At 64.8% G+C, this 25,615-nt stretch carries 24 protein-coding genes, 1 tRNA gene and 1 pseudogene; 11 read left to right on the top strand and 15 right to left on the bottom strand.

The window, feature by feature from the left end; genetic code table 11:
* Nucleotides 1-113 precede the first annotated feature (113 nt).
* The 3 genes from rph (at nt 114) to hemW (ending at nt 2,787) form a co-directional block, all read left to right on the top strand.
* Nucleotides 114-848, top strand: a complete 735-nt coding sequence (gene rph, locus ARADN35_RS0110520) for a ribonuclease PH (protein ID WP_010461843.1) — start codon at nt 114-116, stop codon at nt 846-848.
* A gap of 69 nt (nt 849-917) precedes the next feature.
* Nucleotides 918-1,517 (top strand): RdgB/HAM1 family non-canonical purine NTP pyrophosphatase, encoded by a 600-nt coding sequence (rdgB, locus tag ARADN35_RS0110515; RefSeq protein WP_010461841.1) that lies wholly within the window; start codon nt 918-920, stop codon nt 1,515-1,517.
* 13 nt (nt 1,518-1,530) lie between these two features.
* Nucleotides 1,531-2,787 carry a radical SAM family heme chaperone HemW gene (gene hemW, locus ARADN35_RS0110510; protein ID WP_010461839.1) on the top strand — a complete coding sequence of 419 codons (1,257 nt, stop codon included), beginning with the start codon at nt 1,531-1,533 and terminating at the stop codon, nt 2,785-2,787.
* A gap of 76 nt (nt 2,788-2,863) precedes the next feature.
* On the opposite strand, the gene ARADN35_RS0110505 is transcribed toward hemW, so the two are convergent.
* Nucleotides 2,864-3,193: an I78 family peptidase inhibitor gene (locus tag ARADN35_RS0110505; protein ID WP_010461837.1), complete on the bottom strand. Its 330-nt coding sequence runs from the start codon at nt 3,191-3,193 to the stop codon at nt 2,864-2,866.
* A 335-nt stretch (nt 3,194-3,528) separates the two neighbouring features.
* Here ARADN35_RS0110505 and ARADN35_RS0110500 point away from each other — a divergent pair, with 335 nt between their 5' ends.
* The 3 genes from ARADN35_RS0110500 (at nt 3,529) to ARADN35_RS27305 (ending at nt 7,128) form a co-directional block, all read left to right on the top strand.
* Nucleotides 3,529-5,259 (top strand): sensor domain-containing diguanylate cyclase, encoded by a 1,731-nt coding sequence (locus ARADN35_RS0110500; RefSeq protein ID WP_035197078.1) that lies wholly within the window; start codon nt 3,529-3,531, stop codon nt 5,257-5,259.
* A 472-nt stretch (nt 5,260-5,731) separates the two neighbouring features.
* A complete protein-coding gene (locus tag ARADN35_RS0110495; RefSeq protein WP_010461834.1) occupies nt 5,732-6,415 on the top strand; it encodes an IPTL-CTERM sorting domain-containing protein in 684 nt (227 codons plus the stop codon).
* Nucleotides 6,416-6,438: 23 nt separating this feature from the next.
* Complete coding sequence (locus tag ARADN35_RS27305) at nt 6,439-7,128, top strand: IPTL-CTERM sorting domain-containing protein (protein WP_159103189.1); 690 nt, start codon at nt 6,439-6,441, stop codon at nt 7,126-7,128.
* 24 nt (nt 7,129-7,152) lie between these two features.
* Here ARADN35_RS27305 and ARADN35_RS28795 read toward each other — a convergent pair whose 3' ends face one another.
* The 10 genes from ARADN35_RS28795 to ARADN35_RS0110440 all read right to left on the bottom strand — a co-directional run bounded on the left by ARADN35_RS28795 (nt 7,153) and on the right by ARADN35_RS0110440 (nt 13,859).
* On the bottom strand, nt 7,153-7,464 hold the full coding sequence (locus ARADN35_RS28795; RefSeq protein ID WP_159103188.1) for a hypothetical protein: 312 nt from the start codon (nt 7,462-7,464) through the stop codon (nt 7,153-7,155).
* A gap of 290 nt (nt 7,465-7,754) precedes the next feature.
* Nucleotides 7,755-7,842: transfer RNA gene (locus ARADN35_RS0110480), tRNA-Ser, on the bottom strand.
* Nucleotides 7,843-7,862: 20 nt separating this feature from the next.
* Nucleotides 7,863-8,540 (bottom strand): urease accessory protein UreG, encoded by a 678-nt coding sequence (gene ureG / locus ARADN35_RS0110475; RefSeq protein ID WP_035197170.1) that lies wholly within the window; start codon nt 8,538-8,540, stop codon nt 7,863-7,865.
* A gap of 50 nt (nt 8,541-8,590) precedes the next feature.
* Nucleotides 8,591-9,310 carry an urease accessory protein UreF gene (locus ARADN35_RS0110470; protein ID WP_010461827.1) on the bottom strand — a complete coding sequence of 240 codons (720 nt, stop codon included), beginning with the start codon at nt 9,308-9,310 and terminating at the stop codon, nt 8,591-8,593.
* A 130-nt stretch (nt 9,311-9,440) separates the two neighbouring features.
* Nucleotides 9,441-10,178 carry an urease accessory protein UreE gene (gene ureE / locus ARADN35_RS0110465; protein ID WP_010461825.1) on the bottom strand — a complete coding sequence of 246 codons (738 nt, stop codon included), beginning with the start codon at nt 10,176-10,178 and terminating at the stop codon, nt 9,441-9,443.
* Nucleotides 10,179-10,243: 65 nt separating this feature from the next.
* Entirely contained in the window at nt 10,244-10,732 is a 489-nt protein-coding gene (locus ARADN35_RS0110460; RefSeq protein ID WP_010461823.1) for a GNAT family N-acetyltransferase, read from the bottom strand.
* Between the two features lie 7 nt (nt 10,733-10,739).
* Complete coding sequence (gene ureC, locus ARADN35_RS0110455) at nt 10,740-12,485, bottom strand: urease subunit alpha (protein ID WP_010461821.1); 1,746 nt, start codon at nt 12,483-12,485, stop codon at nt 10,740-10,742.
* Nucleotides 12,486-12,574: 89 nt separating this feature from the next.
* A complete protein-coding gene (locus ARADN35_RS0110450) occupies nt 12,575-12,880 on the bottom strand; it encodes an urease subunit beta (protein WP_010461819.1) in 306 nt (101 codons plus the stop codon).
* A 26-nt stretch (nt 12,881-12,906) separates the two neighbouring features.
* The gene (locus tag ARADN35_RS0110445; protein ID WP_010461818.1) at nt 12,907-13,521 is read right to left on the bottom strand and encodes a HupE/UreJ family protein; all 615 of its coding nucleotides are present in this window, start codon (nt 13,519-13,521) and stop codon (nt 12,907-12,909) included.
* 35 nt (nt 13,522-13,556) lie between these two features.
* Entirely contained in the window at nt 13,557-13,859 is a 303-nt protein-coding gene (locus ARADN35_RS0110440; RefSeq protein WP_010461816.1) for an urease subunit gamma, read from the bottom strand.
* Nucleotides 13,860-13,994: 135 nt separating this feature from the next.
* Between ARADN35_RS0110440 and ARADN35_RS0110435 the strand changes: the two genes are divergently transcribed.
* Both ARADN35_RS0110435 and ARADN35_RS0110430 read left to right on the top strand, forming a co-directional pair.
* Entirely contained in the window at nt 13,995-17,645 is a 3,651-nt protein-coding gene (locus ARADN35_RS0110435; protein ID WP_029413869.1) for a hybrid sensor histidine kinase/response regulator, read from the top strand.
* Nucleotides 17,645-18,703, top strand: coding sequence for a response regulator (locus ARADN35_RS0110430; RefSeq protein ID WP_010461812.1), 1,059 nt, complete (start codon nt 17,645-17,647; stop codon nt 18,701-18,703). Before ARADN35_RS0110435 ends, ARADN35_RS0110430 begins: the two co-directional genes overlap by 1 nt.
* A gap of 136 nt (nt 18,704-18,839) precedes the next feature.
* Here ARADN35_RS0110430 and ARADN35_RS0110425 read toward each other — a convergent pair whose 3' ends face one another.
* From ARADN35_RS0110425 to ARADN35_RS0110415, 3 genes and pseudogenes are all read right to left on the bottom strand, one after another.
* Nucleotides 18,840-19,166, bottom strand: a complete 327-nt coding sequence (locus ARADN35_RS0110425; RefSeq protein ID WP_010461810.1) for a plasmid stabilization protein — start codon at nt 19,164-19,166, stop codon at nt 18,840-18,842.
* Between the two features lie 318 nt (nt 19,167-19,484).
* Nucleotides 19,485-19,868, bottom strand: a pseudogene (locus tag ARADN35_RS0110420) (DUF4184 family protein); the annotation flags it as partial.
* Between the two features lie 194 nt (nt 19,869-20,062).
* A complete protein-coding gene (locus tag ARADN35_RS0110415; protein WP_010461806.1) occupies nt 20,063-20,749 on the bottom strand; it encodes a DUF3334 family protein in 687 nt (228 codons plus the stop codon).
* 270 nt (nt 20,750-21,019) lie between these two features.
* Between ARADN35_RS0110415 and ARADN35_RS0110410 the strand changes: the two genes are divergently transcribed.
* From ARADN35_RS0110410 to ARADN35_RS0110400, 3 genes are all read left to right on the top strand, one after another.
* Nucleotides 21,020-22,204: an S-methyl thiohydantoin desulfurase domain-containing protein gene (locus tag ARADN35_RS0110410; RefSeq protein ID WP_010461804.1), complete on the top strand. Its 1,185-nt coding sequence runs from the start codon at nt 21,020-21,022 to the stop codon at nt 22,202-22,204.
* Between the two features lie 21 nt (nt 22,205-22,225).
* On the top strand, nt 22,226-23,284 hold the full coding sequence (locus tag ARADN35_RS0110405; protein ID WP_010461801.1) for a sensor domain-containing diguanylate cyclase: 1,059 nt from the start codon (nt 22,226-22,228) through the stop codon (nt 23,282-23,284).
* Between the two features lie 353 nt (nt 23,285-23,637).
* Nucleotides 23,638-24,129, top strand: a complete 492-nt coding sequence (locus ARADN35_RS0110400; protein WP_010461799.1) for a nuclear transport factor 2 family protein — start codon at nt 23,638-23,640, stop codon at nt 24,127-24,129.
* 148 nt (nt 24,130-24,277) lie between these two features.
* On the opposite strand, the gene ARADN35_RS0110395 is transcribed toward ARADN35_RS0110400, so the two are convergent.
* The gene (locus tag ARADN35_RS0110395; RefSeq protein WP_010461798.1) at nt 24,278-25,579 is read right to left on the bottom strand and encodes a UDP-N-acetylglucosamine 1-carboxyvinyltransferase; all 1,302 of its coding nucleotides are present in this window, start codon (nt 25,577-25,579) and stop codon (nt 24,278-24,280) included.
* Nucleotides 25,580-25,615: the final 36 nt, after the last annotated feature.

Raw genomic sequence — 25,615 nt, 5'->3', positions numbered from 1 at the left:
ATGGGCCGCCAGTGCCGCGACCCATTGCAGATGTATCGAACTGACGGACTGGCTTGTTGGCATGCGCCCTGGGCCGTGCGGGAGGCCCGCGTATTTTTGACACCGGAAACCACATGACCACTTTTACCCGTACCGGCGCTCGTGCCGCCCACCAGCTGCGTCCCGTGCGCATCACCCGCCACTACACCATGCACGCCGAGGGTTCGGTGCTGATCGAGTTCGGCAACACCAAGGTGCTTTGCACGGCATCGGTGGAAGAACGTGTGCCACCCCACAAGCGCGGCAGTGGCGAAGGCTGGGTCACGGCCGAATACGGCATGTTGCCGCGCGCCACCCACAGCCGCAGCGACCGCGAGGCCGCGCGTGGCAAACAAACCGGCCGCACGCAAGAGATTCAGCGCCTCATTGGCCGATCGCTGCGTGCCGTGTTTGACCTCAAACTCCTGGGCGAACGCACCATCCAGCTCGACTGCGACGTGATCCAGGCCGATGGTGGCACCCGCACCGCTGCCATCACCGGCGCCTGGGTGGCTGCGCAGGATGCGGTCAACCAGTTGCTGGCCAGCGGCAAGATCACGCAGTCGCCGTTGGTGCAGCCAGTGGCTGCCATTTCCGTGGGCATGGTTCAGGGTACGCCGCTGCTGGACCTGGAATACGTGGAAGACGTGGGTTGCGATACCGACATGAACGTCGTGATGACCGGAGCGGGCCATTTTGTGGAAGTGCAGGGCACGGCCGAAGGCGTGGCGTTTACCCGGGCAGAGATGGACCAATTGCTGGCGCTGGCTGAAAAAGGCATCGCAGAGTTGGTGCAGTTGCAGCAGCGGGCCCTTCTTGATACTGAATAAATGTGAGAATGCTCATAAATTGATAGCTATTTGCGCTTGATGGATAAGCGCTAGATGCCATTTAGACCCATGAAAATTGTTCTTGCATCCAACAACCGTGGCAAGCTGGCCGAGCTACAGGCCATGTTCGCGCCGTTGGGCGTCGAACTGGTGCGCCAGGCGGACCTTGGCGTAGGCGAGGCCGAAGAGCCTTTTCGCACCTTTGTGGAGAACGCCCTCGCCAAGGCCCGGTTCGCCTCGGCACACACCGGGCTTCCCGCACTGGCCGACGACGCCGGAATGTGTGTGGACGCCTTTGGTGGACTGCCCGGTGTCGATACCGCCTACTACTGCACCCAGTTCGGCTACGAGAAAAGCGACGACAACAACGTGCGTGCCCTGCTGGAGCAATTGCAGGGCGTGGCCAACCGCCGCGCCGCCATGGTCAGCACCCTGGTCGCGGTGCGCAGCCCGCAAGACCCCGAGCCGCTGATTGCCGTGGGCCGCGTGGTGGGCGAGATCACCACGGCGCCCCGGGGTAGCAACGGCTTTGGCTTTGACCCCGTGATGTTCATCCCGGAATTTGGCAAGACCTTTGCCGAGCTGCCTGTGGAAGTGAAGAACGCCCACAGCCATCGGGGGCGCTCTGCCGCACAGATGCTGGCGCTGATGCGCGAGCGCTGGCTGTAAAGGGACACAGAAGGTGGCCCACATTCCGATCACGCCGCAGAGCGACATCGAGCCCGCGCCAGCACGCGACATCCAGCACTACATGCGCCCCGGCCTGCTGCAGCTGCCCAGCCTGCCGCCGCTGTCGCTGTATGTGCACCTGCCCTGGTGCCTCAAAAAATGCCCGTACTGCGACTTCAACTCGCATGAGTACCGCCAGGGCGTTGGCGATGCAGGCGGCAACGGCGTTCCCGAACAGCGCTACATCGATGCACTGATGGCCGACCTGGAGGCCGCGCTGCCGCTCATTTGGGGCCGCACAGTGCACAGCATCTTTATCGGTGGGGGCACCCCCAGCCTGTTCTCACCGGCGGCGATTGACCGGCTGCTTGGCGACATCCGCGCCCGCCTGCGTCTGGAGCCTGATTGCGAGATCACCTTGGAGGCCAACCCCGGCACGTTCGAAAAAGATCGCTTTCGCGCCTTCCGCTCTGCGGGCGTTACGCGCCTGTCGGTGGGGGTGCAAAGCTTCAACGACCAGCACCTCAAGGCCCTGGGCCGCGTGCATGACCGCAGCCAGGCTTTGGCGGCCGTGGAGGAGGCCGCCGCGTCGTTTGACACGTATAACCTCGACATCATGTACGCCCTGCCGGGCCAGACGCCTCAGCAGTTGGAGCAGGACATGGTGACGGCATTGGCCTTCAAACCACCACACATCTCCATCTACCACCTCACCATCGAGCCCAACACCTACTTCGCCAAGTTTCCCCCCGCCATCCCCGAGGACGACCAGGCCTATGCCATGCTCGACCGCATCACTGCCCTGACGGGGCAGGCCGGAATGGCGCGCTACGAGATCTCGGCCTATGCGCAGCCGGGCCACCAGTGTTTTCACAACACCAACTATTGGCAATTTGGCGACTACCTGGGCATTGGCGCGGGTGCGCACAGCAAGCTGAGTTTTGCGCACCGGGTGGTGCGCCAAGTGCGCTTTCGCGACCCTGGCCGCTACATGGACAACGCCCTGGCCGGCCGCGCCGTGGCGCAGGACGACGACGTGCGCCGGGCCGACCTGCCGTTTGAGTTCATGCTCAATGCCCTGCGCCTGCGTGACGGCTTTGCGCTGCAGGACTTCATGGCCCGCACGGGCCTGCCCCTCACCGCTATCGCCAAGGGCCTGGAGGCCGCCGAACGCAAGGGCCTGATCGAGCGCGACATGGCGCGCGTGCGACCCACGGAGCGGGGTTTTGACTTTCTGAATGACCTGCAGGAGCTGTTCCTGGCGGATTGAGTGTGGCGGCGCAGGAGCTGGCAGCGCCCTAGCCGCTCCCACTGGCACCGCGCACACCGCACAGCGCCTGGAAGGATCAGCCGCAGCGCACTGCCAGGATTCGGCCGTTGCCATCCACTTCCAGGTTGAGCCGCTGCGCGTCGAACTCCTTGGTGATGATCTGGCCGGGGCGCAGGATGCGGGCCATCTGCGCGCCCGATCGCACACGGGCGGATTCCACCACCGACGCCGTGCTGTTTTGCCCCACCGCAGACTGGGCCGGCTGGGCGTTACACAGCCCACCAGGCGCGGAGGGCGCAGCCGCCGGGCCACCAGAGGGTGCAGGGGGCTGCCCCTGGTTTGCGCAACCAGTCAGCAACGCCGCAACCACCAGGCCGCCAGCGGCGGCAAAAGGGATATTCGTCATGGTCAAGGCTCCTGAAAACGAGACCCTCACCATACCGGAAGGCCCGAGAGCACGGGTGTCCACCCGTAACGTGGTTGGTGGTTGGTGGTTGGTGGTTGGTGGTTGGGGGCCCTTCCTTTGGCTGTCCCTGGCTTGATTGCGGTCAAGGCAATGTTGGCCGTCCGCAACAGCTAGCCACACGCCTTGCGTGGCAGACGCATGGCGATGGTTTGCCGTAAGGCCTGCTCTGCACAATGGGGCAGCGATGGTCTGCCCGCACGGGAGCGGCCAGAACACAGGAGGCCGGTGTGGCACACGGGCTTTTTGGCAACCGTTTTGTGCAGCCCCGATACGCCATGTCCGACGATCCTATTCTCAGCCTCATCCGCTCTCTCGGTGACACCCTGGATGGGCTGGACGTGGCCCTGTGTGCGTTTGACGAAGGCGACCACGCCCTCGCCTGGAACCGTACATTCTTCAAATTCTTCCCGGAGCACGAGGGGCATGTTTACGCAGGCGAGCCCTACCATGCCAATCTGCGGCGGTTCTACACCGAACGGCTGGACGTGCAAGAGTTGCCCAATATCGACCGCTACATTGCGGCTGGCGTGGAGCGGCACCGCGCGCAGACGCGCCCCTACAACTTTGAACACCGGGGCTTGCGGGTCCACGTATCGTCTTTGCCCATCGCGGGGGTGGGGCGGGTGCGAGTCTGGCGCGCAGAGGCGTTGCCACAGCCGGAAGAGCCCGGCGACGCCAACATCCATGAACCTGGCTATCTGCGCAGCCCCTTTATCGAAAGTACCGAGCTTTTTGACCGTATCCCCGACGGTTTGATGATTTGTGGCGAGGACCACCGCATTCAGTGGGTCAACGAGCCATTCATGCAGATGTATCGCCTCACCGACCGCGCTGCTGCGACCGGGCTCAGCTTTGATGACATCTACCGTGGAGCCTGGGCTGCCGATGGGCCGGGCGATATGGCGCCTTTCTACGGGGGGCTATCCATCCTGCAGGAACACATGCGGTTTGCCGGAGCGCCGTTTGAGGTGCCCTTGCCCCACAACCGCTGGAGCCGGGTGATTGCCAAGCAGGGCTCGGACGGTACCGTGTTTTATGCGCACGTGGACATCACCGAGTTCAAGCGCCAGCAACACCGGCTTGCGCAGGCCGAACGCAGCGCCCGCGACAACGAGGCGCAATTGCGAGAGAAGTCCATCCTGCTGGAGGCCACGCTGGAGAGCATGGACCAGGGCGTTGCCAGAATCAGCGCCACGGGCATTGTGGAGCTGTGCAATCGCCGGGCGCTGGAACTGCTGGAGCTGCCCGAGGAGTTGATGGCCTCCAAACCCTCCCTGGTGCATGTGCTGGCATTTCTGCGTGCACGCGGCGAGTTTGACCTCGCTTCGCAGGAGGTTCAATCGATGCTGCTCCACAACGGCGGGCTCGATCAACTGAATGTGTATGACCGACCCCGGCCCGACGGTCGCATTGTGGAAGTCCAGACCGTGCCCATCAAAGGTGGGGGCGCACTGCGCACTTTCACCGACGTGACACAACGCAAGGAGGCCGAGCAAAGAATCCGGCATGTCGCTGAACATGACGGGCTCACCGCGCTGTTGAATCGCTCTGCGTTCCTGCAAGCACTCCAGGCAGCCGTGGCCGACGTGCGGCGCCAGGGCCGCGGTTTTGCTGTGTTGTATGTGGACCTCGACGGTTTCAAACCCATCAATGACCGCTTCGGGCATGCTGTGGGCGACCAATTGCTGGCCTGGGTTGCCAGCCAGCTTGCGCAGGCTGCGCGCGAAGACGATGTGGTGGCGCGGCTGGGTGGCGATGAGTTTGCCTTGCTGCAGCGCGGCGTCTCTGACCGCGACAGCGCGTACCGCCTGGGCGAACGCCTGGTGCAGGCCATCGGCCAGCCGACGGAGATTGAATCGCATTTCATCCAGATCGGGGCCTCGGTGGGCGTCGTGATGTCGTCCCCAGACGCGCTGGACGCCGAAGAGCTTCTGCGCAAGGCCGACTCCGCGATGTACCTTGCAAAAGCCTCCGGGCGGGGCTGTGTGCGAATTTACGGCACGTGACGATCCCATGCACTTCCGCTGTGGCCATTCTCCCCATCGGGCACGCGCAGCGTGTGAGCGTGCCTTCTGGCGAATATCCCGGCCTTGAGGGTGTCCCGCAGAAAATCGGCGATGTCCTACACACCGGGGCAAAAGAGCGACCTAATATCTGGCTGTCGATACCCCTTCGACATCCCTCCCGCTTGCACAAGCAAGTGTTCAGCCCGCACTCTGCGGGCTTTTTTTTGGGCGATGCCTACCCTGTTGGCAAAAACATGTGGAATGCACATTGGCCCACAGTGGCGAGGTGTGTCGGCCGCAGAAACTGGCCTTGTCGTACCCGCGGCTACCCACCGGAAACCGCCGCAGCCCAGGTGAATAAGGTGCGCGAGATGGTATCGATTCGACCCATCCCATGCACGCGTCGCAGACAGAGGCATTGTGTTGTGCCGGTGTCCCTTTATTATTCGGCGTTACAAAAGAGGGGGGATTGATGCCGTCGAATGTGAGAAATTGGCTTGCAGCTATCGCGGTTTTGTTCACCGCAAGCTGGGCCCATGCGCAGGCCACCGTCTATACGGTCACCCCACCGAGTGCCTACGCAGGCGTGAATAACTTCACCGCACCGTGTAGTGCGGGCACCTGTCAGAACTTCACCCTGGCAATGGCGGCATCGGGTTCTTTCACGACGTCCAGCCCGCTGGCGGGCGGCCTGGTCGCCGCGAATATTTTCCCTTTGGTCACGGCCTTCAGTTTCAGTGACGGTCTCAATACCTACTCCAGCGCAGATGCCGCCGTGCGCGTGGTCAGGTTCAACGTGTCAACCGACGCGGGGGGGGCCATCACCTCGGTGCTGATCGCGGTGGAGCGTTGGCAGACCGGGACGTCGCCGCATACCGCGGGTGACCGGCTTTCCGTTCTGCAGTTTGGAGGCGGCGCAACCTTTGCTGCCCACAACACAGGCTGTTCGAGTGTCGGTATTTCCCTGGTGGGTATGGCCGATACGTGCCTTGCGACTCCCTCCGATGCATCCCGGTCGGAAGCCAACGGCCCCGCCGCAGCATGGTTTGCAGCCGCTGCGCCAGGCCCAACTTCCATCCCGACCTTGTCGGAGTGGAGCCTCATCGTCCTCGCTGGATGTATGGGCTTGACCGTTATCCGTCGCCGACGGGTCTAAGACAACCAACCACTTATTGCTCTATGACAATCCACTTCAGACACTGGATGGCTGCCTTGGCGCTGCTGCTCGCCGCAGGATGGGCCCACGCTCAGGCCACCATCTATTCCGCGACATCGACGAGCCCCTACACATCCAAATCGGATTTCTCGCTGTGCGGCGCGGGCCCCTGCCAAAACTTCACATTGACGATGGGACCGTCAGGGTCATTCACCACATCCAGCCCGTTGCCTGGGGGATTGATCAGCGCAAACATTTTTCCGTTGATCACCGCCTTCAGCCTCAGCGACGGTATCAACACCTATTCCAGCGCCGACCCTGCAGTCCGTGTAGTGCAGGTGCTGGTCACCACAGATCCGAGTGGCGCTGTCGTGAACACCAATATCTTCATTGCGCGCTGGCTGACCGGGACTTCCCCGCATGTGGTCAATGACCGCGTATCCCGGATACAGATTGCAGGGGGGATCGGTTCGGCCCTGCACAATATTCGCTGCGGAGCGGTGGCAGTGGCGCCCAGTGGCGTGCCCGATGCCTGTACCGCCAGTTTTCCAGACACGTCCGCATCAGGGGCTGGGTTGGCTGCTGTGGCGTGGGCTGCAGCCCCTGCACCAAGCCCCGCATCCATTCCGACCTTGTCAGAGTGGGGCCTGATCCTCATGGCGGGCTTGCTGGTCCTGGCGAGTTTCACGGCGCTTCGCCGTCAGGGCTTCTAAAGACCTCCACCAGAAAGCCGCAGCTTAAAGACTGTGGTTTTGTGTGTGGCTTGGTCCAGCGAGGTGCGCGGTCAAGCCCTTGGCCGCCGAGGAGACGCCTGTGCCACGCAACGCGGAACTTGCACGCTGCGTGGGGTCTGGGCAGGGGCAGCGCAATTGCTCCTTGTCACACCCGTCGGCGCAGTTGCCCTGCCGCCCACATCGCAGCAAGGCCGCTATGGCCATCAACGCCCATTCGGAAAGTGTTGGAACGGATGAGGCTGCCAACGCAGAAGACCAAAGCAACGAGATCGGGTTGGCTGAGGAGTTGTTGGTGTCAGAGCCTGAAAAAAGCATGAATCTGCTGCGCCCTTTGGCACGGTGGTGTGCCACACAGCGTGAAGTTTGTGAACACTGTGTAGTTGCTCGCGTGCGCGGGCAGCGAGCCATATCGCGCATTCATGCAGCGTGTCGTAGAAATTCAGGTAGTACGAGAAGGGCGCTCGCCGGCCGTTCTCCGCAGTCGCTTGGGTTGTGCAAGAGGATTGCCAGGATGTGCTCCCAGCGGTCCTTTACGGAGCGAAATTTTCCCGGTGCGCAGACCCTATGGCGGGTAAAAAAGCACACCCTGTATTGGGGTGCCGTTTTGGCGGAGACGGTGAGATTCGAACTCACGGACGGTTGCCCGTCGGCAGTTTTCAAGACTGCTGGTTTAAACCGCTCACCCACGTCTCCGGGCACGGAAGCTGCGGATTCTAGCCCACGGCGGGTGCTGATTTTTGCAGCATGCCCCGCGTCTCGATGAACTTGACCACGTCGGCCACGCCTGCCAGGGTCTTGAGGTTGGTCATGACGAACGGCTTGAGGCCCTGGGCGTTGGTGCGCATGCGGGTGGTGTCGGCGTGCATCACATCCAGGTTGGCGCCCACGTGGGGGGCCAGGTCGGTCTTGTTGATGATGAACAGGTCGCTTTTGGTGATGCCGGGGCCGCCCTTGCGGGGGATTTTCTCGCCGGCGGCGACGTCGATGACGTAGATGGTCAGGTCGCTGAGTTCGGGACTGAAGGTGGCGGCCAGGTTGTCGCCGCCGCTTTCGACGAACACGATGTCGGCGTTGGGGAATTCGCCCAGCATGCGGTCGATGGCTTCGAGGTTGATGGAGCAGTCTTCACGGATGGCGGTGTGGGGGCAGCCGCCGGTCTCCACACCCAGGATGCGCTCGGCGGGCAGGGCGCCGCTCACTGTGAGCAGGCGCTGGTCTTCCTTGGTGTAGATGTCGTTGGTGATGGCGATCAGGTCGTAGTCGTCGCGCATGGCCTTGCAGAGCATCTCCAGCAGGGTGGTCTTGCCGGAGCCCACGGGGCCGCCGATGCCGACGCGCAAGGGGGGCAGGTTTTTAGTGCGATTGGCGATGTGGTGCAGTGTGTTGGTCATGGCGTTGTTCACTATCAAATCAATAGCTGCTAGCGCAGGTGGAGAAGGCGCTAGGAGCGGAAAAGTCTTGAATATTGCACTTCGTGCTGGGCGCTCAGGATGGCGAGCATGGGTGAAAAAGCCTGGCGTTCGCTGTCCATCAGGCCGATGGCGTGGTCTGCGGCGGCAGGGATGGCGTCGGCCAGGCGGGCCAGGATGCGCTGGCCGGCGCTTTGGCCCAGCTGCATGGATTTGAGCGCGGCCTGCACCATGTTCTCGGCCCAGCCGAAGGCATAGGCCAGCAGCACGTTGCGCACGGGCGCTTGGGTGAACGATGCAGCCAGTGCAAAGGCCACGGGGTAGGTGGGGGGCAGAGCCGCCAGATACTGCACGGCGGGCATGACGTGGTCATCGCCCTGGTGCTGGTTACGCAGCCAGTCGGCCATGGAGCGGCCCATCTGCTCGGTCTGCAGGCGCAGCTCGCTCGTCTCGCGGGTGTGCAGCACCCAGTCGTTGAGCTCGCGCACATGGGCCAGGTCGCCGCCGTCGCCACGCCGCCAGGCGCCCACCGCCTTGGCGATCAGGGCCATGTCACCGCGGGCCTGGGTGATGTGCAGCTGGTCCAGCAGCCATTCGCCGACGGCGGCTTCGCTGTCGATACCGGCGTTTTCAATGGCGCTTTCCAGGCCCTCGGAATACGAGAAGCCGCCCACCGGAAGGGCGGGCGAGGCAAGCCAGATGAGCTGCAGCAGGCTGGCGGCGGGCAGGGGGGCGGGGCGGTCGGGGCGCACGGGCAGGGGGCTCAGAAGTCCGTTCGGGCAGGTGTGGGCGCAGGGCGCGCGGCGTGCGGTGCCCTGGCTTCGGCGGGCTCAGCCCGAACGGTGGGGAAGGTGCAGGTGCAGATGCAAACGGTGGCCATGGTCAGTGGTCGTGGCCGTGGTTACAGTGCGGGCCGCGCACATGGCCCTGGGCCTGGGCCACCACCGGGATGGCCACGGTGCGGCCGCGGGCGGGTGCTGCGGGCTGCGATGGATCGGCCTGATGGTTGTGGTCATGACTGTGGCCGTGATCGTGTGCCGGGGATGGCGACGCTGCCTGTGCGTGGCTGTGTCCGTGGTCGTGGTCGTGCCCATGTGCATGGTCGTGATCGTGACCATGGCCTTCATGTCCATGCTCGCCATCGTGATGGTGTCCGCCGCTGTGGCCCGCAGCGTAGGCGCCGCCCTCGGGCTCGAAGGGCAGGTCCTGCGCCTTCACGATGAGGTGCATGGCACGCAGCATGTCGGCCAGCACGTGGTCGGGTTCGATCTTGAGGTGGTCAGGTTGCAGCTCGATGGGCACGTGCCGGTTGCCCAGGTGGTAGGCGGCGCGGGTCAGGTCGAAGGGGGTGCCGTGCTGCGTGCAGTGCGTGATGACCAGCACGGGCTGCGGCGCGGCGATGACGCGGACCATCGAGCCGTCTTCGGCCACCAGCACATCGCCGCCGCGCACCAGCGTGCCGCGCGGCAGGAAGATGCCGAGTTCGCGCCCGGCGGAGTCGGTGGCGGCAAAGCGGCTTTTCTGGCGCACGTCCCAGTCCAGTTCGACGGTGGTGGCGCGTTTGAGCAGCACGGGGGCCAGGCCTTGGCCCTGGGGGAGGAGTTTGGAGGCTTGGAGCATGGAGGTCTTCTAGGTCGGCAAAACGCGCATTGTGGCCCTGGTGGGGCGGCGCGCGGGAAGGCTGCTCACATCGGGCGGGTCATGAAGAAGCTGTAAGGGTCCGGGCCGTAGTCGGCAAAGGGCCCGCATTCGACAAAGTCATGCTGAAAGTACAGCTGGCGCGCGGGTTCAAAGAAAGGTTGGGGCCCCGTCTCCAGGCTCACGCGGGTGAAGCCGCGTGCGCGGGCTTCCTGCAGCAGGTGGTCCAGCACCTGGCGTGCGATGCCTTGCCCCCGGTGGCGGGCGCTGGTGCGCATGGACTTGAGTTCGGCATGGCCTGCATCCAGCCGCTTGAGCGCGCCTGTGCCAACCAGCATGTCGCCATCCGCCCCCGGCAGCCAGGCCGACCAGAAGGCGATATCGGGCTGGCGCAGCTGGTCCATGTCCAGCGCGTGCACGCTTTCGGGAGGCGACACCGCATACATATCCTGCAGGTGCTCCTGCATGAAGGCTTCGATGCGCGGGTCGCTCAGGTCGTCCAGGCGGATCTGCAGCGTGGTCGGAATGGCGGCCATACGTTGCTCAGAACAGGAAGTAGCGCTGTGCCATGGGCAGCACGGTGGCGGGCTCGCAGGTGAGCAGTTGGCCGTCGGCGCGCACGGTGTAGGTCTGGGCGTCCACTTCCATCTTCGGGGTGTAGCTGTTGTGCACCATGTCGCGCTTGCGGATGCCGCGGATGTTGTGCACGGCGGACAGCGTCTTGCGCAGGCCGAAGCGCTCGCCGATGCCGGCATGCAAGCCTGCCTGCGATACGAAGGTGAGCGACGTCTTGGCAATGGCCCCGCCGAACGCGCCGAACATCGGCCGGTAGTGCACGGGCTGCGGCGTGGGGATGGACGCGTTCGGGTCGCCCATCGCAGCCATGGCGATCATGCCGCCCTTGAGGATGAGCGCGGGCTTCACGCCGAAGAAGGCGGGCTTCCAGATCACGATGTCGGCCCATTTGCCCACTTCGAGCGAGCCCACCTCGTGGCTGATGCCGTGGGCAATGGCGGGGTTGATGGTGTACTTGGCCACGTAGCGCTTGATGCGCGTGTTGTCGCTCCGGGCCGTGTCGCCGGCCAGGCTGCCGCGCTGCACCTTCATCTTGTGCGCGGTCTGCCAGGTGCGCAGGATGACTTCGCCCACGCGGCCCATGGCCTGGCTGTCGCTGGACATCATGCTGATGGCGCCCAGGTCGTGCAGGATGTCTTCGGCCGCGATGGTTTCCTTGCGGATGCGGCTTTCGGCAAAGGCCAGGTCTTCGGCAATGCTGGCATCGAGGTGGTGGCACACCATGAGCATGTCCACATGCTCGTCCAGCGTGTTCTGGGTGTAGGGCATGGTGGGGTTGGTGGACGATGGCAAGAAGTTGTCCTCGCCCACCACGCGCAGGATGTCGGGCGCATGGCCGCCGCCCGCGCCTTCGGTGTGGAAGGCGCAGAGGCCGCGCCCTCCCACGGCGGCGATGGTGTCCTCCACAAAGCCCGATTCATTGAGTGTGTCGCTGTGGATGGCCACCTGCGTGTCGGTGGCTTCGGCCACGTCCAGGCAGTTGCTGATGGCCGACGGCGTGGTGCCCCAGTCTTCATGCAGCTTGAGGCCAATGGCGCCTGCGTTGATCTGCTCGTGCAGCGCATCGGGCAGGCTGGCGTTGCCTTTGCCGAGGAAACCCAGGTTCATCGGGAAGGCGTCTGCCGCCTGCAGCATGCGCTCCATGTTCCATGAGCCGGGGGTGCTGGTGGTGGCCAGCGTGCCGGTGGCGGGGCCGGTGCCGCCGCCCAGCATGGTGGTCACGCCGCTGGCCAGCGCCTCTTCGATCTGCTGCGGGCAGATGAAATGGATGTGGCTGTCGATGCCGCCTGCAGTGACGATGTTGCCCTCGCAACTGATGATTTCGGTGCCGGGGCCGATGACAATGTCTACGCCCGGCTGGGTGTCTGGATTGCCTGCTTTTCCAATGGCCACGATGCGACCGTTCTTGAGGCCGATGTCGGCCTTGATGATGCCGGTGTGGTCAATGATGAGCGCGTTGGTCAGCACGGTGTCGACCGCGCCGCCTGCTGCGGGGCCCGTGCCTGTCGCGCCGTCACGGCTGCGTTGTGACTGCGCCATGCCGTCGCGGATGGTTTTGCCGCCGCCAAACTTCACCTCTTCGCCATAGCTGCCTGCGCGCAGGGTGTAGTCGGCTTCGACTTCGAGGATGAGGTCGGTGTCAGCCAGGCGCACGCGGTCGCCCACGGTGGGGCCGAACATTTCGGCGTAGGCGCGTCGTCCAATGGTTGCCATGGGTGTGCTCCGCGAGAACTGGTAACTATGTTTTGATAGCTGATAGCGCTTATCCAATAAGCGCTAGAGGCCGTTTTGACTTGAATTTTTTACAGCGCGCCCTGCGTCAGGCCCTGAAAGCCGTACACGCGGCGATCGCCCGCGTAGTCCACCAGCTCCACTGTGCGCTCCTGGCCGGGCTCAAAGCGCACGGCCGTGCCGGATGCAATGTTCAGCCGCATGCCGCGTGCGGCTGCGCGGTCAAAACCCAGGGCGTTGTTGGTCTCGGCAAAATGGTAGTGCGAGCCCACCTGGATGGGGCGGTCGCCGGTGTTGCGCACCACCACGGTCAGCGTACGGCGGCCGGTGTTGAGCGGGTGTTCACCCGCATCGGTAAAGAGTTCGCCTGGGATCATTGCGTGCTCCTGTGTTGCTGACGCGTTCAGACCATCTGCACGAGCAGCGCACCGCCAAAGGCGGCGACACCTGCACCGGCCGCGCGTGCCAGCCACACCTGCCGGTTGCGCAGTGCCCAGCCAGCCGCCAGACCTGCGCCGTGCAGCAGCACGGTGGCAGCCAGCATGCCTGCCAGGGTTTGCCAGGCGCTGTCGTCACCTGCCAGCTCGTAGCCGTGGGCCACGCCGTGGAACACCGCAAACACGCCGACCACGAGTGCCGCCACCACGCCGGGCACGCGCAGGCGCGACACCACGAGCAGGCCCGTGACCAGCAGCGACGCGGCAATCATCGGCTCCACTGCAGGCAGTGCCACGCCCTGCAGGCCCAGCACAGCGCCCACCAGCAGCATGGCCGCAAAGGCAACGGGGCCCCACAGCAGTTCGCGTCCGGCGGTGCGTGCCGCCAGGGCGCTCCACAGGCCCACGGCCACCATGGCGGCCAAGTGGTCCAGGCCGAAAAAGGGGTGGGCAAAGCCGCTCAGAAAGCTGTTGTGGATGTGTGATTCAGCACCTGTATGGGCGCTGGCGCTTGTACTGATTGCGCTGATAGCTATAAAAATCAGAGCGGCTGTGTGGCGGTGTGAGAGTGCAATGCGCATGGGGGCTCCACGGAGAGAAAGTGGGGGAAGGAGGGTCAGACGATGGGTTGGTGCACGGTGACGAGCTTGGTGCCATCGGGAAAGGTGGCTTCCACCTGGATGTCCGGGATCATCTCGGCGATGCCATCCATCACGTCTGCGCGGGTCAGCACGCTGCGGCCCTCGCTCATCAGCTGCGCCACGGTCTTGCCATCGCGCGCGCCTTCCATCACGGCGGCGCTGATCAGGGCCACGGCCTCGGGGTAGTTGAGCTTCAGGCCCCGGACCTTGCGGCGCTCGGCCAGCAGGGCGGCGGTGAAGATCAGCAGCTTGTCTTTTTCGCGAGGGGTGAGTTCCATGGTGTACCGGTGATCTGGTGGAAGCGAATCCATCATAGGCAGCAAGCCTCGTGCCCGCCATACGTCATCTGGCGAAGGTCCCCAGGTGCAATGGCATGGAAACTGCACCTGACGGGGTGACCGCCGCCATTGCCCATGCCTTCCCACACCGCCTCCATCGCCCCTGCTGACGCTGCCCCGCTGCAGCCGACAGAGCCAGGCATGGCTGCACATGAACCCCAGCAGGCCCCGCAACAGGTCGTCAAGGTCCGGCGCGACTACAACAGCTGGGTGGCCACCGAGACCATGGAGGACTACGCGCTGCGCTACACCCCGCAGAGGTTTCGCAAATGGTCTGAATGGCGGGTGGCCAACACGGCGTTTGGGGCGGCGTCGTTCCTGATCCTAGAGGCCGTGGGCGCCACGCTGCTGGTGCAGTACGGCTTCATCAACGCGTTCTGGGCCATCGTGGCCACGGGGCTCATCATCTTTCTGGCGGGGCTGCCCATCAGCGTGTACGCCGCCCGCTATGGGGTGGATATGGACCTGCTCACGCGCGGCGCGGGTTTTGGCTACATCGGCTCCACACTCACCTCGCTGATCTACGCGAGCTTCACCTTCATCTTCTTCGCGCTCGAGGCTGCCGTCATGGCCTATGCGCTGGAGCTGGCGCTCGACATCCCGCCCACCTGGGGCTACCTGATCTGCGCCATTGTGGTGATTCCGCTGGTCACGCATGGCGTGTCGGCCATCAGCCGCCTGCAGGTGTGGACGCAGCCGCTGTGGCTGGTGATGCTGGTGGTGCCGTTTGCCTATGTGTTGGTGCGCGATCCTGGTGCGTTTTCTGGCGTTGTGCACTACGGTGGTGAATTGATGCGCGGCGCCACGTTCCAATTGCCCTTGTTTGGTGCAGCACTCACGGTGGGCATTGCACTCATCACCCAGATGGGGGAGCAGGCCGACTACCTGCGCTTCATGCCCGCCAGCACGCCTGCCACACGCGGACGCTGGTGGCTGGGGGTGCTGGTGGGCGGGCCGGGCTGGGTGGTGCTGGGGGTGCTCAAGATGCTGGGCGGCGCGCTGCTCGCCTATCTGGCGCTCACCCACATGGTGCCGGCCGAGCGCGCGGTGGACCCGAACCAGATGTACCTGGCCGCGTATGAATATGTGTTCCCCAACTATGGCTGGGCGGTGGCGGCCACGGCGCTGTTTGTGGTGATCTCGCAGCTCAAGATCAACGTGACGAATGCCTATGCGGGCTCGCTGGCCTGGTCCAACTTCTTCTCGCGCCTCACGCACAGCCACCCGGGGCGAGTGGTGTGGGTGGTGTTCAACACGCTGATCGCCTTCATGCTGATGGAGATGAACGTGTTCCGCGCCATGGGCGAGGTGCTGGGGCTGTATTCCAACATCGCCATCGCCTGGATCATGTCGGTGGTGGCCGACCTCGTCATCAACAAGCCGCTGGGCCTGTCGCCCAAGGGCATTGAGTTCAAGCGCGCTCATCTGTACGACATCAACCCGGTGGGCGTGGGTTCGATGGCGCTGGCGTCCGTCCTGTCCATCAGCGCGCACCTGGGGCTGTTCGGCCCGCTGCCGCAGGCGTTTTCGGCCGTCATTGCGATGGCCGTGGCCTTTGTCACCGCACCGCTCATTGCCTGGGCCACCGGGGGGCGCTACTACATCGCGCGCCAGTCCGAGCCCGCTGCGCTGGCCGACGTGGTGGCGGTGCCCCTGCATGGCCCGCTGCGCCGCAATGCCGAAGGGGGGCTGGGCACAGAGGTGGGCAGCTACCGGCGCACCACCGTGCAGCGCTGCGTGATCTGCGAGCGCGAGTACGAAGCGCCCGACATGGCGCAGTGCCCCGCGTACCGGGGTGCCATCTGCTCGCTGTGCTGCACGCTGGATGCGCGCTGCGGCGACCTGTGCAAGCCCCACGCGAGCATGGCGGTGCAGTGGTCTGCCGCCCTGCGCTGGGTGCTGCCGCGCGCCATGTGGCGCTACCTGGACACGGGCCTGGGGCACTTTTTGCTGCTGATGCTGGTGATTGCGCCGCTGCTGGCCTCGGTGATGGGGCTGCTGTACCACCAGGAACTCAACACCATTGCGCAGGCTGCCACGGACACCGAGGTGATGGCGGCACCCGAAGTGGCGCTGCGCTCGGGGCTGCTCAAGGCGTATTTGGCGCTGCTGGTGATCTCGGGCATCGTGGCCTGGTGGCTGGTGCTGGCGCACAAGAGCCGCCAGGTGGCGCAGGAGGAATCCAACCGCCAGACCGGCCTGCTGGTGCGCGAGATCGAGCTGCACCGCCAGACCGACGAGGCCCTGCAGACCGCGCGCAGCGTGGCCGAGCAGGCGCGCCAGGTGGCCGAGGCGGCCCAGCGCGCGGCCGACCAGGCCAACCAGGCCAAGAGCCGCTACATCAGCGCCATTAGCCACGAGATCCGCACGCCGCTCAACTCCATCCTGGGCTACGCGCAGCTCATGGGCGAAGACGCGGGCGTGCCGCCGCACCGCAAGCAGGCGGTGCATGTGATCCGCCGTGGCGGAGAGCATTTGTTGTCGCTCATCGAAGGCACGCTCGACATCGCGCGCATCGAGTCGGGCAAGCTCACGCTTGACGTGGCGCCCATGCGGTTTGCCGACGGGCTGCACGAGATGGCCAGCCTGTTCGAACTGCAAGCTGCCGCCAAGGGCCTGGCGTTCACTTTCGATGTGCAAGGCGTGATTCCGGAAGTGGTGCGCGCCGACGACAAGCGGCTGCGCCAGATCCTCATCAACCTGCTGGGCAACGCCGTCAAGTTCACGGCGCACGGCACCGTCACGCTGCGCGTGCGCCATGCGCGCGAGATGGCACGCATCGAGGTGCAGGACACGGGGCCGGGCCTCACGGCCGAGGAAATCGAGCGCATCTTCGAGCCCTTTGCGCGCGGCGGCTCGGGCGGTGGCAGCACCGCTGCCGCACCGGGTGCGGGCCTGGGCCTGACCATTGCCAAGATGCTTACCGCGCTCATGGGCGGCGAGCTGACGGTGAGCAGCACGCCGGGCGTGGGCTCGGTGTTCCATGTCAAGCTGTTCCTGCCCGAGGTGCATGGGGATGCGCTGGGCAAGACCGTGGTGCCCGTGGCTGTGCAAGCCCAGCGCGCCCGCAGAGGGTATGCGGGTGAGCGCCGCCGCATCCTGGTCGTGGACAACGAAGAGCCCGACCGCGAGTTGCTGGTGCAACTGCTCGAACCCCTGGGCTTCGAGCTGCGCCAGGCCGCCAGCGGCCACGATGCGCTGGACCTGCTGGCCACCGGCTACAGGCCCCATGCCATCTTCATGGACCTGGCCATGCCCGGGATTGACGGCTGGGAGACGTTGCGGCGAGTACGCCAGATGCACTTGGTGGGGGTGCGGTGCGCGATCGTCTCCGCCAACGCGTTCGACAAGGCGCTGGACAACGACGTGGACATCCACCCCGAGGACTTCATCGTCAAGCCCGTGCGCCACAGCGAACTGCTGGACTGGCTGGAGCGCCGCCTGGGCCTTCAGTGGCAACACGACGAGGCCAAAGAGGCACCCGCCGGAACTGAACCAACGGCTTCGTCCACCGCGCCTGCGCCCCTCACCTACCCTGATGCCATCGCGCTGTCGGCCTTGGCGCAAGTGGTGGCTTTGGGCTACTACCGGGGCATTCTCAACACCCTGGACGACATTGAACGCAGCCAGCCCGCCCACAGCGCTTTTATCGGCACCATGCGGCAACTGGCCAGGCAGTTCCAGTTCGATGCCATGGGCCAGATCCTGGAGCAGGCGCCCTCGTGATGACCACCGCAAACCTATCCCCTTCCCCGTCCTCTGCAGCGCTGGACCGCGCCGACAGCGATGTGGTGCTGATCGTGGACGACGTGCCCGACAACCTGGCCGTGCTGCACGACGCGCTCGACGAGTCGGGCTACACCGTGCTGGTGGCCACGCATGGCGAGGCCGCGCTACAGCGCGCCGCCCAGGCCCTGCCCGACATCGTGCTGCTGGACGCGATGATGCCCGGCATGGACGGCTTTGAAGTGGCCCGGCGCTTGAAGGCATCGCCCGCCACGGCACACATTCCCATCATCTTCATGACCGGCCTGACCGAGACCGAGCACCTCGTGGCCGCGCTGGAGGCGGGTGGCGTGGACTACGTCACCAAGCCCATTAAGCCGCGCGAGGTGATGGCCCGCATGGGCGTGCACCTGGGCGCGGCGCGCAAGGCCCGGCAGGACGCGCGCCAGGCCCGCGAGGCGCGCAACGCGCTGGATGCCTTCGGCTACGCCAGCATCACCGTGCGCGCGGTGGACGGCCGCATCGTGTGGCAGACCCCGCTGGCGCGCGAGCTGCTGCAAAGCTACTTCGGCGAGGTGGGCCCGGACGGCACGCCCACCGCCTTCGGTCAATGGGCGCCCGAGCCGGTGCAGGCCTGGCTGCGCCGCCACGTGCTGGCCGACAACGCCGCAGAACTGCTGGCCGCATCGCTGGCCGAGCCCCCGCGCCTGGCCGTGGAGCAGGGCGCCCGCAGGCTCACCTTCCGCCTGCACCAGCAGGCCGGCGACAGCGCGGGCGGCGGCGACTGGCTCATCGTGATGCGCGAGGTGTCGGATGCGAAGATCATCGAATCCATGAGCCTGTCGTTCAAGCTCACTGCGCGCGAGGCCGAGGTGCTGTACTGGGTGGTCAAGGGCAAGATCAACCGCGACATCGGCGACATCCTGGGCGCCAGCCCCGCCACGGTCAAGAAACACCTGGAGCGCGTGTTCGCCAAACTCGGCGTGGAGACGCGCACCGCAGCGGCCGGCATGGCGATGAACCGCATCCGGCAATTGCATCCGCAGTTTGAGGGGTAAATATCCAAGTGTTTTTGGCCGCTAGCGCTGGAGGATAAAGCGCTGAAAGCTATCAATTTAGGAATGCTCTGCAGCAGGTTCTTTTCGCCGCCTTCTGCGCCCCCCGTCACGCAGCTATTGGCATCCATGCACGCCTTCAGCGCCCGACGGCTTCCTCCAACTGCTGCTTGTTCATGCGGGACCGCCCCTTGATCCCCTGGCGCTTTGCGTCCTCGTAGAGCTGATCCCGGGTGCGGCCCTGCGGGCCCCGGTGCGAGTTCCTTCCCCCGCGAACGGGCGCGGGCGTGGCGCGCAAGGTCTGGGGGTTGACGGTTTTACTTTCGCCGTGCTGTGCCCGTTCCTTGTTGACCGTGCGGGCCGCGATTTCCTCGGCCGTGCCTTCGTCTTTGCCGCGTTCGAGCAGGCTGTCCTTGATGTGTTGGTACTGGCGTTCGCGTTTGGCGCTCCATAGGGCTTGGGGCATGGCGGGCTCCTTGGTGGGGGCTGGAGAGGAGGGTGGGAGCGCCTGCACAGGGCGCTGGTAGCCAATCTACCCAGTGCGCGCTCCCTGTGCGTAGGCAGCATCGGTGCGCGGCTGTAGGACGCCAGGCAGGGGAACAACGGCGCGGTGCCTGCCGTATCAGGTGTTGTGGCGTTGCCGGTGCGCAGCGCGGCGGCTACGGAGCCACTGCAATGCCACCCAGCCCAGGGCGCCGCCCGCCATGCCTGCCATACACAGCAGGTGCAGTGCAGACAGCGAGATGACCGCGTACAGGCCGTTGGTGTCCGACCACGGCGCCCAAGGCCGGATGTCGAGGTGCATCACGCTGTCAAGCAACACGTGCGAGAAGGTTCCGGCCAGCGCGCTGGCGAGGACAACCTGCGGGCTCCAGCGTTCGCTCTCCTGCAGCCAGGGCATCCGATAGTGCAGCACTTCCTGGTTCCAGCGCCGCAGCAGCGGGCGGCACAGCCAGGGCACCAGCGCTGCGGTCACGCACGCTATTGGCACGGCGCCGAGGTAGGTGTGGGTGGGGCCATGCAGCACGGGGGCGTCGCGCAGCATGCCAACCAGGGGTTCGATGTCCATGGCCAACTGGGCGATGCCGAAAGTCAGCACGCTGAAATGGCGCCCGGCCAGTGCCTTGGCTGCCAGGCCTGCGCCCATGTGAAACGGGGTGAAGGGCATGAGGCGTCGAGGGCTATGGCTATGGCGATGGCGATGGCGCTGGTGCTGGTGCTGGTGCTGGTGCTGGTGCTGGTGCAGCGCGTTGAGTTTATGCCCAGGGGGCTAAAGACTTTTACTCAAAAACAGCTTTGGCGCTTGATAGTCAAGCGCAGACAGCTATCTTTTTTGACAAATCGCGCAGCTGCCCCTGCCGCTCACATCCCCAGCGACTTCAGCAGCGCATCCGTGTCATCCTGCCCCGCAGGTGGCGGCGCGGGCACGGGGGGCGCTTCTTGCGACTGGGCCATCAGCGCGTCGGCGTCCGGCACTTCCTGTGCCTCGAAGTCGTAGAGCTTGATGAACTCGGTGCGGTCGATCGCCAGTTCCAGGTAGAAGATGTTGTTGTTGCTGGTGTAGAAGGTCACGCGCCGGGCTTCGGGCTTGTCCAGGTTGGCGTCCACGCTCAGCATCACCTGCTTGTTCAGCACCAGCATCTTGGGCTGGTTCTGCGTGATGTGGGTCTGCAGCTCGCGGCGCACCTTGCCGGTGAAGTCGCCCACCACCTGGTTCATGAGCTCGCCCATCACGTTGCTCACTTCGTCCGATGTGTAGGAGCTGACCAGGTCGTCCTTGGACATGCCCATGTTCAGCAGGTAGTTGGCATACAGCTCCATCGCGGCCTGGGCCGAGAAGTTGATGATGACCAAGCCCGAGAAGCCGCCATCGAACAGCACAAAACAGCCGATGTCGGGCTTCAGGCAGGTCTTGCTGATGCGCTGCACCATGCCGGAGTAATGGATCTGGCTGTGGGTGGCCACGTTCAGCACCCGGGTAACGGAGTTGCACAGGCTGATCAGCAGGTCTTCGGTGCCGTAGACGGTGGATTTATCGGGGAGGCTCATGGTGTGTGTAGGCATCTGCCAGGAAAAACAACAACAAAACTGCAACGTAGGCAGAGCATAGGCGATGGCGCACCGCGAGGCCAGAGTGCTTTCCGCCCTGGGGCACCCCAGCAACGGGTGTTGGAAGGGTGGTTTGTGGGCGCAGAACTTGCGAGCCGATTGTCCAAGTGCGTACCACGTTTGCGCCTTGGCACCGCATGGGATGCAGCGGATTGACAACCCACCGGGCAGGCGTATCGTGCCTTCCATACCAAAAGAGAGGGGCGTCAGATGGGTGTTGTCTATAACTATGGGCTGGCCGATTTCCAATCGATTGCGGCGGGTGCTGCCGTGCTGGCCAGCGGAGGGGGCGGTAGCTACCGCGACGCCTGTTCGATTCTTCAGGAGCTTGCCGGCCAGGGCTGGAGCGGCACCGTCACGGTGCAGGACTATGACGGCGCCACCAATGCCTGTGTGCTGGCCATCATGGGCTCGCCCGATGCGGCCGACAGCCTCACGCTGTCGGCGGTGCAAAACTCGGTCAGCAACACCGTGGCCGTGATGGAGGCCAGCACGGGGGCCCTGCTGGGCGCCTTGATCCCCGTGGAGATCGGGCCCATCAACTCCCTGGTGCCGCTCATTGGCGCGGCCATGTCGCAGGGCGCGGTCTGGGTGGTGAACGGCGATGGCGCTGGCCGTGCCGTGCCCGAACTGCCCCAGACCACCTACACCGGCGGTGCACAACTGGCGCCGTGCCCCGCCGCACTGGCCAGTGATGCCTCCACCCTGGTGGATCTGGAATCCGCCGTGCTGGGCGCCTCCACCGCAGCGCGCGTGGAAACCCTGGCGGGTGGGGTGGTGGCCGGGTTTGGCGGGTATTCGGGCATTGCCATGTGGCCCTCCAACGCGGGCAACGGTTTTGCGTTGTCGGGCAGCTACATTCCGGGCACGCTGGAGCAGGCGCGGGGGCTGGGGCAGTTTCTGCTGCAGGCCGCCACGCCGCCCGCCACTGCGGCCGTTGCAGATGCCATTGCCCTCATCACCGGCCGCACTGCCCGCGCGGTGGTGACCAATTTTTTCATCACCTCGGTCACGCAGTCCACGTCCAGCGCGTCGCTCGACTCGGGCATCATTCGCCTGGACAACGCGCAGGACCCGAGCCTGAGCACAGAGACCCACTATCTGTACAACCTGAACGAAAATCTCATCATGTACTCGTCTGCGAGCATGACCCCCGACATCATTGCCCCCGACTCCATCTGCTACTACTCGGAAAGCACGGGGCGCGGCTTCTCCAACGCCAGCGACGACCTGGCCCTGTACTTTGATGCCGCCACCGGCAAAAGCACGGGCCAGATGGTGAGCGTGATCGCCGTGCAAACGGCGCTCCAGCTTTACAACACCCCGGGTGTCGTGGCGTCGTTTGCCGCGTTGCTGCGCAATATGGGCTATGCCGGGGCCATGCCGTCGGCCTGAAGAATCAAGGGTTTCGCCGCCATGGGTGATGAAGCAGACCTGAACAAGGAGCGGCTGGAGCTGGTGCTGGAAGCCGCCGGTCTGGACCTGTGGGAGAACGACCTCGTGAGCGGCCAGGTCACCCACAAGGCCACAAAGACGTTCCTGGAGCTGGGCTTCACCCAGGATGAAATTGTGTCGGGCGTGCAGGACATCTTTGGCCTGTTTCATCCCGGTGATTTCGACAGGGTCAAGCAGGCGGTGGCCGACCATGTGGCAGGTATCACGCCGCAGTACCGCGCCGAGTTCCGGTTGCGCTCCAAGGCGGGCGAATGGATCTGGTTTGCCAACTACGGCCGCATCATGGATCGCAACAGCGCTACCCCTGGCAAGCGGCTGATTGGCGTCACCTTCAACATCCATGACCGCAAGCAAAAAGAAGACGAGATCGCCCAGATCAACCAGCAGTTGCTGGAGCAGAACAAGCTGCTGCAAGAACTGAATACCGCCCTGGAGCTGCTGGCCGCCAATGACTCCCTGACCGGCCTGGCCAACCGGCGCACGCTCATGGAGCTGGGCGCCAACGAATGCAAACGCACCGAGCGCTTTGACCACCCGCTGTCGCTGATGGTGGTGGACATTGACCTGTTCAAGGCGGTCAACGACGCCTGGGGGCACCTTGCGGGCGACCGTGTGATCTGCGCCGTGGCCGAGGCATGCGCCGCGCGCAAGCGCAGCGGCGTGGACATCGTGGCGCGCTTTGGGGGTGAGGAATTTGTCATCGTCCTGCCCGAAACCGATGGCGTCAGCGCGTTGCGCGTGGCCGAATCACTGCGCCGCGAAGTGGCCGCGTTGAGCGTGCCCGTCAATGACGAGGGGGCGAACGTTTCTGTCACGGTGAGCATCGGCGTGGCCACGCTGCACAAGGGCTCGGGGCTCGGCTTTGACGAGCTGGTGAACCGGGCTGACAAGGCGCTTTACCGCGCCAAGGACACAGGGCGCAATGCCGTGTACTGCGCCGATGTGCAGCAGGGTGGCGCTGCGGCCGTGCATGTGCTGATCGACCCTGATGAAACCGCTGGCGGCGTGCTGGTGACGTGATTCCGCTTCCCTCGCGATTCGTCCATTCGTCCAGCGTCGCGAAAAAGCTCCTCTAGCGCATCAGTGGCTGCGCGACCCTGGGCGGCTGCAGCGTGTCATATGGGTGTTGCGGAGGGCTCCTGTACCAGCGGCAGCACGGAAGATCTTCAGCATGGAGCAGTATGTGGACAGTGCGATGGTGCATGAGGCGCTGAAGGCCGACTAACCTGGGGTGGAACTTCGGCCCGAGACCCGATCTCCGACATGGACCCGGCGCGTGGTTGGAGAGACCGGTCGGGCCGGATGGTGAATAACCCGCCCCCGACTTTCATGCCGCCACTTTTTTGAATCCCATCTTTTTAAAGGCTCTACCGATGTCCACCTCCAGCGTATTGGCCGGTGCCGCACTGGCCCTCAGCTGCTTCATGCCCGCATTCGCGCAGACACCCGTCAGCGCCAACCCGGACCACGCGCCCATGCTGGCCAGCAGTGACCCGCAGTTGGCCGCCAACAAGCGCCTGGTGTATGACTTCTGGCGCGAGGTGTTTGAGTCCGGCAATGTGGCCTTGGCAGAAAGGTATGTGGCCGAGTCGTATATCCAGCACAACCCCAATGTGCCCAATGGCCGGGGTGCCCTGGTGGGGTTTGTCTCCCGCAGGATTCCTGCCCCACTGCCTGCGCAGGACCGCGTCAAGGCACCCTTGGTCTCCATCACGGCAGAGCGTGATCTGGTGATGTTGAGCTTTGTGCGCGAATACACCGACCCGAAGGACGCCTCGCTCAAATACACCACCACCTGGTTCGACATGTTCCGCATCGAAAACGGCAAGATCGTGGAGCACTGGGATTCGGCGCTGAAGCAGTGACAGGACCGAGCCGGCAGGATCGCCGCTGACAAGCTGCGGCCCCGCGCGTCAGGCGTTTTCAACCCGGCGTTCGGCGTATCCCGCTCTTTCTGGAGCGTGCCCTTGGCGCGGCAGCACCTCGCCGCCCTGAGGCAGCGGACTCCGCCGTTCACTCCTCGCTGGTCCACTCCACCTGCACGCCCAGGCTGCGCAGGTTTTCCACGAAGTGCGGGTGGGCACGGCGGATCGGCGTGGCGTTGCGGATCTCAGAGCGCCCAGGCGTGCTCGCCGCCACCATGAAGAGCGCAATCGCGACGCGGATGATGTAGGGGCTCTCGACCACGGCCGGGCTCAGGGGGTTGCCGCCAAAGGTGACCAGGCGGTGCGGGTCGGACTGGAACACGTGTGCCCCGAACTTCGACAGCTCGCCCGCCCAGCCCAGCGCCCCGTCGTACACCTTGTTCCAGAACAGCGCGTTGCCCTCGGCGCGCACGCCCAGGGCGATGAAGATGGGCAGCAGGTCCACCGGAAAGTACGGCCAGGGCGCAGCCTCTACTTTGGTCAGCACATTGCTGGTGAATGGCGTTTGTACCTTGAGCGGGCCGTCGCAATGCGCGCGCGACCATCCGTCCTTGTGGGTGATCGTGACGCCGAACTTGGCAAACGTGCGGTCGATGAGCGGAAAGTTCTCGGGCGCGCTGTTCTTCACCACCACATCGCCGCCCGTGATCGCGCCCAAGGCGAGGAAGGTCGTGATCTCGTGGAAGTCTTCGTCGAAACGGAACTCCCCGCCACGCAGGGCCGTGCCGCCATGCACTGTGATGCGCGAGGTGCCCATGCCCTCGATGTGCACGCCGATCATGGCCATGAAGCGGCAGAACTCCTGCACATGGGGCTCCGACGCCGCGTTTGTCAGCACCGATGTACCCTCGGCCGTGGCCGCGCATAGTACGAAGTTTTCGGTGGTGGTTACCGATGCATAGTCCAGCCAATGGTGGTTCGCCTGCAGCCGGCCCGCGCTGCGGATCAGCAGCGAGCCCTCGGCCCGTTCCACCGTGCCGCCAAAGCGGCGGAACACCTCCACATGCGGATCAATCTCCCGCACGCCCAGCGTGCAGCCCTTCACGTTGTCCTCCAACCGCGCCACGCCAAAGCGCGCCAGCAGCGGCGGCACCAGCATGATGGACGAGCGCATCTCTTCGGGCAGTCGGTGATGGGCTGCGTCGAAGGTGGTGGCGTGGTGGTGCAGGTCGAGTGTGCCGGTGGCGTGGTCCATCAGCACCTCGCTGCCCAGGGTGCGGAAGATGTCGAGGATCTTGCGCACATCGGTGATGTCGGGCACGCCGAGCAGTCTGAGCGGTTCGTTGGTGAGCAGCGTGGCGCACAGCACGGGCAGCACCGCGTTCTTGTTGGCAGAAGGGGTGATGCGGCCCCGAAGCGGGGTGCCGCCGTGGACGACGAGGTTGGACATGGGTGTATGGGGAAATGAGGGGCCGGCGGGCAAGGC

Source organism: Acidovorax radicis N35, from assembly GCF_000204195.1.
GTDB classification, from domain to species: domain Bacteria; phylum Pseudomonadota; class Gammaproteobacteria; order Burkholderiales; family Burkholderiaceae_C; genus Acidovorax; species Acidovorax radicis.
Note: the sequence above shows the minus strand (reverse complement) of the source record. Positions and strands in the feature narration are given on the sequence as shown.